Source organism: Pantoea sp. CTOTU49201 (assembly GCF_032054795.1).
In the GTDB taxonomy this organism is placed as follows: Bacteria; Pseudomonadota; Gammaproteobacteria; order Enterobacterales; family Enterobacteriaceae; genus Pantoea; species Pantoea symbiotica.
Map to the genome: position 1 here is coordinate 1 of NZ_DAMBSA010000310.1, position 5,627 is coordinate 5,627.

General features: G+C 56.5%; 7 protein-coding genes. 4 read left to right on the top strand and 3 right to left on the bottom strand.

The window, feature by feature from the left end:
* Both RTY00_RS18500 and anmK read right to left on the bottom strand, forming a co-directional pair.
* Window positions 1–100 (bottom strand): lipoprotein (locus RTY00_RS18500; RefSeq protein WP_312665410.1); only part of this gene is annotated, 100 nt, incomplete at its 3' end.
* Between the two features lie 9 nt (window positions 101–109).
* Entirely contained in the window at window positions 110–1,231 is a 1,122-nt protein-coding gene (gene anmK, locus RTY00_RS18505) for an anhydro-N-acetylmuramic acid kinase (RefSeq protein ID WP_256696343.1), read from the bottom strand.
* A 275-nt stretch (window positions 1,232–1,506) separates the two neighbouring features.
* On the opposite strand from anmK, the gene slyB reads away from it, so the two are divergent.
* Complete coding sequence (gene slyB, locus RTY00_RS18510) at window positions 1,507–1,974, top strand: outer membrane lipoprotein SlyB (protein ID WP_007892784.1); 468 nt, start codon at window positions 1,507–1,509, stop codon at window positions 1,972–1,974.
* Between the two features lie 40 nt (window positions 1,975–2,014).
* Here slyB and slyA read toward each other — a convergent pair whose 3' ends face one another.
* Window positions 2,015–2,452 (bottom strand): transcriptional regulator SlyA, encoded by a 438-nt coding sequence (gene slyA, locus RTY00_RS18515; RefSeq protein ID WP_007892783.1) that lies wholly within the window; start codon window positions 2,450–2,452, stop codon window positions 2,015–2,017.
* A gap of 151 nt (window positions 2,453–2,603) precedes the next feature.
* Between slyA and RTY00_RS18520 the strand changes: the two genes are divergently transcribed.
* From RTY00_RS18520 to RTY00_RS18530, 3 genes are all read left to right on the top strand, one after another.
* Window positions 2,604–2,840 carry a DUF1656 domain-containing protein gene (locus tag RTY00_RS18520; protein WP_008110284.1) on the top strand — a complete coding sequence of 79 codons (237 nt, stop codon included), beginning with the start codon at window positions 2,604–2,606 and terminating at the stop codon, window positions 2,838–2,840.
* Window positions 2,841–2,846: 6 nt separating this feature from the next.
* Entirely contained in the window at window positions 2,847–3,704 is an 858-nt protein-coding gene (locus RTY00_RS18525; protein ID WP_179451104.1) for an HlyD family secretion protein, read from the top strand.
* 7 nt (window positions 3,705–3,711) lie between these two features.
* The coding region (locus RTY00_RS18530; protein WP_312665409.1) for an FUSC family protein at window positions 3,712–5,627 on the top strand (1,916 nt) is incomplete at its 3' end.

Sequence of the window (5,627 nt, forward strand, 5' to 3'; positions counted from 1 at the left end):
ACTGATAGCGCAGCTGTTGTGGAGTCTCTTGCTGTTTATGCATCATGCCGCAGCCACTCAAGATCGCCACGCTACTCAGCACCATAATTGTTTTTTTCATCTTCACCTCTTAACGAATAGGTCGGGGATTGGCCGGAAAAATCGCGCCCAATACACTCATCTCCCGCGCGCCGGTTACCGCTGGCAGGTTGCCCGGTAAGCCATTTAATGTGCGGAACGCCAGCCAGGCAAAGGCCAGCGCTTCCATATCATCACCGCTGATGCCTGCTTCGTCAGTGGTACCCACTTCAGTACCCGACAGATGCGTGGCGAGGCGCGCCATCAGCAGCGGATTTCGGCTGCCTCCGCCGCACACCAACAGACGATCGCAACCGTCGTTGAGCTGCACCTGCTGCGCGATGGTCAACGCCGTCAGCTCAGTCAACGTGGCTTGCACATCTTGTGGTGCCAGCGCCGGGAAACGCTGCAACTGCTGCTCAATCCAGCTGAGATTGAAATATTCACGTCCGGTGCTTTTTGGCGGCGGCAGCGCAAACCACGGATCGCCTAGCATTAACTCCAGTAGCGCCGGAACCACCTGACCGCTGCGCGCCCAGGCGGCATCTTTATCGTACGGCAAACCTTTATTACGCCAAATCCACGCATCGATCAGCATATTGCCCGGACCGGTATCAAAACCGCGTACCGGCTGGCCGGGAATTAGTAGCGACAGATTGGCGATGCCGCCGATGTTTAACACCATGCGGCGCTCGACGCTGTCCATCAACAGCGCCTGATGGAAGGCCGGCACCAGCGGCGCGCCCTGCCCGCCGAGTGCCATATCGCGGCGACGAAAATCACCGATCACCGTTACGCCGGTGGCCGCCGCGATCTGGTTGTTATCGCCAATTTGCAGCGTATTCGGTGCATCACTTTGCGGCTCATGCCATACCGTTTGTCCGTGGCAGCCAATCGCCATAATGTCGCTGGCTTCCAGCGACTGCTGGTGCATTAAGGTCAATACCGCCTCGGCAAACAGCTTGCCAAGCCGCGTGTCCAGCTGCCCAAGCTGCGATAGCGTCAATGATTGTCCCTGACAAATGGCCAACACCTGCTGGCGTAATTCCTGCGGGATGGGATGACAATAGCTGGCCTGCTGCGCCACCATCTGCCCATCGATGGCCGCCAGTACCACGTCCACGCCATCAAGGCTGGTGCCGGACATCACGCCAATATAGCGTCCTGATTTCATAGCGGTTCACTCCCTTAACATCATCTGGCTTAAGCCTGGCAAATTACCGGGGCTAATTCTATGATAAAATTCCGCTTTTCAGCGTCACTGCGCAGTGGATTCCAGCTCAGAAATATTTTCGTCACGTAATTGAATTTTTGTTGAGGGACGATGGTCTATGCTTCGCCCCAGCCGCGTTTTATACGGACTTAGAGTCAATTGCCAGTTTTCTGTCTTATACTCTGTGCAGTACAGGATGAGAAATATGGCGTTTTTTTGCATTAAGGAGCGTTCTGATGATTAAGCGTTTTGTAGCCGTGGCGTTGACCGGCTTAACTCTGGCAGGTTGTGCCAACGACAGCACCCTTTCCGGTGACGTTTACAGCGCCAACGAAGCTAAACAAGTACAAAGTGTTTCCTACGGCACGCTGGTTTCGGTGCGTCCGGTGAAAATCCAGGGCGGCGATGAAAACAACGTGATTGGCGCAATTGGTGGTGCGGTGCTGGGTGGATTCCTCGGTAACACCATTGGCGGCGGCAGCGGTCGCAGCCTGGCGACCGCAGGCGGTGCGGTACTCGGTGGCGTAGCCGGTCAGGGCGTGCAGGGTGCGGTTAACAAATCTGACGGTGTCGAGCTGGAAATCCGCAAGGATGATGGCAACACCATCATGGTGGTGCAGAAACAAGCTGCCACCCGTTACTCGGTTGGCCAGCGCGTCGTGATGGCGTCAAACGGCAGCCAGGTTACCGTTTCGCCACGCTAAGCGAATAGATAAAAAAAACCGACGCCAGGCGTCGGTTTTTTTATTTCTCGCGGTTGTGAAACTCGAGAATGTTTTTTTCCAGCCGCGCAATCAGCGTTACCATCTGATTGATCTCTTCCAGGCTGATGCCGGAAAGAATGTCATCGCGCGTGGCATCAATCACATTTTCAACCTGCTCGATGATCGGCTCAGCTTGCTTGGTCAGCTTGATGCGTTTCGCGCGGCGATCGTTGGCGCAGGTGGCGCGGGTGATCAATCCCTTCTCTTCCAGCTGATCCAGCGTGCGCACCAGTGAAGGCTGCTCAATGCCGATGGCTTTTGCCAGCTGAATCTGAGACTGCTCTGGCGGGAGTTGATGAATATTGTGTAGCGTCACCCAGTGTGTTTGTGTCAACTCAAGCGGTTTTAAACGCTGATCGATTAACGCGCGCCAAATGCGCACCAGGCGAGACAGATCGGTTCCCAAGGGCGTATCCATTGCATCTCCTTATAATTAGCTTGCTAGCTATTAAGCCAGATTTTACACTATTCTGCGAGTTTACCTGGCAAATTACAAATACCAGGCCTGCATATACGCTTGCCGTCTACGCTCTATTTAGATGATTCCCGGTCAAAAAGGATGATGACACGTGTCCCTAACCGCTTTTTCCCCCAGCGCCCCGCTTACCGACCTGGTGTTCGGTGCGTCGCTGTTTTTCCCGCCGCTGTTTAAGGCGGTGTTACTCGGATTCTTTTTCTGGTTGTTGATTCACCCGCTGATACGCGGCTGGATCTACTCCGGCGATGTCTGGCATCCCACCTTAATGGACCTTTCCCTGTTTGTATTGTGCGTCGCTGGCGCATTGTGGTTACTGAGCCTCGGATAAATCACTATGAAATTCAACCCTTTTAAGTATTTTTCAACCCTAGTGATCTTTGCGCTGGCCCTGCTTGCCGGATGGTGGATGTGGAATTACTACATGCAATCGCCGTGGACGCGGGACGGCAAAGTGCGCGCCGAGCTGGTGGATATCACGCCGGAAGTGTCCGGGCGCATCATCGCTCTGGAGGTGCGTGACAATCAATTCGTGCATAAAGGTGACGTGCTGCTCAAGCTCGATCCGGTGCCATGGCAAATCGCACAGGCCAATGCCGAAGCGCAGTTAGCCAAAGCGCAGGCCGACCTGGCGAAGGCGCAGCATGAAGCCAATCGCCGCGCCAGCCTGCCGCGCAACGTCATTTCAGCGGAAGATATGGACGCCGCGCGCTTAACCGCCAATGCCGCCGCATCAACGGCAAAAGCGGCGCAGGCCAGCCTCGATCAGGCGCGCTGGAACCTCGATCAAACCACCATTACCGCGCCCACCGATGGCTGGATCAGCAACCTGACGCTTCGTACCGGCAACTATGCCAGCGCCGGTACGCCGCTGTTTGCGCTGGTCGACAGCCACTCTTATTACGTGATGGGTTATTTCGAAGAGACCAAGCTGCGCCATATTCAACCCGGCGCTGCGGCGCAGATTGTGTTGTACAGCAACGGTGCGCGTTTGCAGGGCAAAGTGGAGAGTATTGGCCGCGCCATTTATGACCAAAGCGTCGCCAGCGATGGCGGTTTGGTGCCGGATATCAAGCCTAACGTGCCCTGGGTGCGCCTGGCGCAGCGCGTACCGGTGCGCATTCGCTTAGATGCGTTGCCGGAAGGCGTGCCGCTGGTGGCGGGCACAACCTGCACCATCTCGATCGCTCACTGAGGTTGTGATGAATTTTCAGTGGCTGGCCTGGCAAAATCTGCCGTGGATAAAAGCAAGCTGGGGCGAATGGCGCTACGCGCTGCGTAACGGCATCGCGATGTGTCTCGCTTTGACCATCGCCTATGCGCTGCAACTCGACGAGCCCTACTGGGCCATGACCTCGGCGGCGGTGGTGAGTTTTCCCACCGTCGGCGGTGCCATCAGTAAAAGTCTGGGGCGTATCGTTGGCAGTTTGCTCGGTGCCAGCGCCGCGCTGCTGATTGCCGGACACACGCTAAACGAGCCCTGGCTGTTTGCCTTTTTCATGGCCGGTTGGCTGGCGTTCTGCACCTGGATCGCCAATCACTACCAAAACAACGTGGCCTACGCGTTTTCGCTGGCGGGATATACCGCCGCCATCATTGCCTTTAGCAGCGTCAACATCACCGATGTCACTCAGCTGTGGGATATCGCCCAGGCGCGCGTGTGCGAAGTGATCTCCGGCATTCTTTGCGCCGGATTGATGATGATGATTCTGCCCAGCACCTCGGATGGCAATGCACTGATGAGTTCACTGCGTCAGATGCACGCGCGTTTGCTGGATCATGCGGTGTTATTACTGCAGCAAGGCAGCACCGATAACGTGCGCACCGCCCATGAGAATGTTATTAGCCAGATTCTCACCATGAACCTGCTGCGCATTCAGGCGTTCTGGAGCCACTATCGCTTCCGCCGTCAGAACAACGTGCTGAACTATGTGCTGCACCAGCAGCTGCGTCTGACCAGCGTGCTCTCCAGTCTGCGCCGCATGTTGCTGAACTGGCCCGATGCGCCGCCTGAACTTTACGATGCCATGGCAAAACTGCTGCACGAATTGGCGCAGCCGCACTGCGACAAATACCGTTTGGCGCTGATTTTGCGTGGCATCACGCCATCAGCAACCGGTGATTACCGCCAACGCGCATTCGTTCAGCGCCTGCGTTATTTCTGCTGGGTCTATCTCAACGTCAATCGCTGGATTCGCCTGATTGAACGTGCCGATGCCGATACCCGTTTTCAGCCGCCGTATGCGCCGTCGCTGGCGCGCGAAAGCGACAGTGCCGAAGCCGGCTGGAGCGCCCTGCGCACTTTTAGCGTCATCATGCTGGGCTGCGCCTTTTGGATCACCACGCAATGGGATTCCGGTGCCGCCGCCCTGACGCTCACCGCCATCGCGTGCGTGTTGTACTCTTCCGCGCCTTCGCCGAGCGGCAGCGTCTCGCTATTACTGAAAACCTTGCTGTGGCTGTCGCTGTTTAGTTTTGTGCTGCAGTTCGGCTTGATGGTGCAAATCAGCGCGCTGTGGCAATTTTTGCTGGTGCTGTTCCCGCTGCTGCTCACCTTGCAGTTGTTCAAACTGCAGCAGAAGAAACGCGCCGGGATGTGGGGGCAATTCATTGTTTTTATGGGATCCTTTATCGCCGTCACCAATCCGCCGGACTGGGATTACCAAAGTTTCCTTAATGACAATATCGCCAAGGTATGCGGCGTACTGCTGGCGTGGCTGGCGTTTCAGGTGCTGCGTCCCAGTTCCGATGCGCGTCGCAGTCGTCGGCATATTCGCGCCCTGCGCCATGCATTTCTCGATCAGCTACGCCGTCATCCGCGCCTGAGCGAAAGCCACTTTGAATCGCAGATTTATCACCACATTAGTCAGCTCAGTAATAGCCGGGACGAGCAGGCGCGCGTGTGGCTGCTGCGCTGGGGCGTGGTCCTGCTGAATTGTTCTCACATTGTCTGGCAGCTGCGCGAATGGCAGCCGACGTCGGCTACGCTGGAGCAAATGCGCGACAGCAGCCTGCAGGATCTGCAGCGGATTATGAGTCTGCGCGGCGTGCATCACACCGCGTTGCAGGCCACGCTGGATGAGCTGGAAACTATGATTAACCAGCTGCAGCAGCAAGC

Bases quoted from the DNA above. Each gene is read 5' to 3' on its own strand.
- anmK (WP_256696343.1), bottom strand. From the start codon at position 1,231: ATGAAATCAGGACGCTATATTGGCGTGATGTCCGGCACCAGCCTTGAT.
- slyB (WP_007892784.1), top strand. From the start codon at position 1,507: ATGATTAAGCGTTTTGTAGCCGTGGCGTTGACCGGCTTAACTCTGGCA.
- slyA (WP_007892783.1), bottom strand. From the start codon at position 2,452: ATGGATACGCCCTTGGGAACCGATCTGTCTCGCCTGGTGCGCATTTGG.
- RTY00_RS18525 (WP_179451104.1), top strand. From the start codon at position 2,847: ATGAAATTCAACCCTTTTAAGTATTTTTCAACCCTAGTGATCTTTGCG.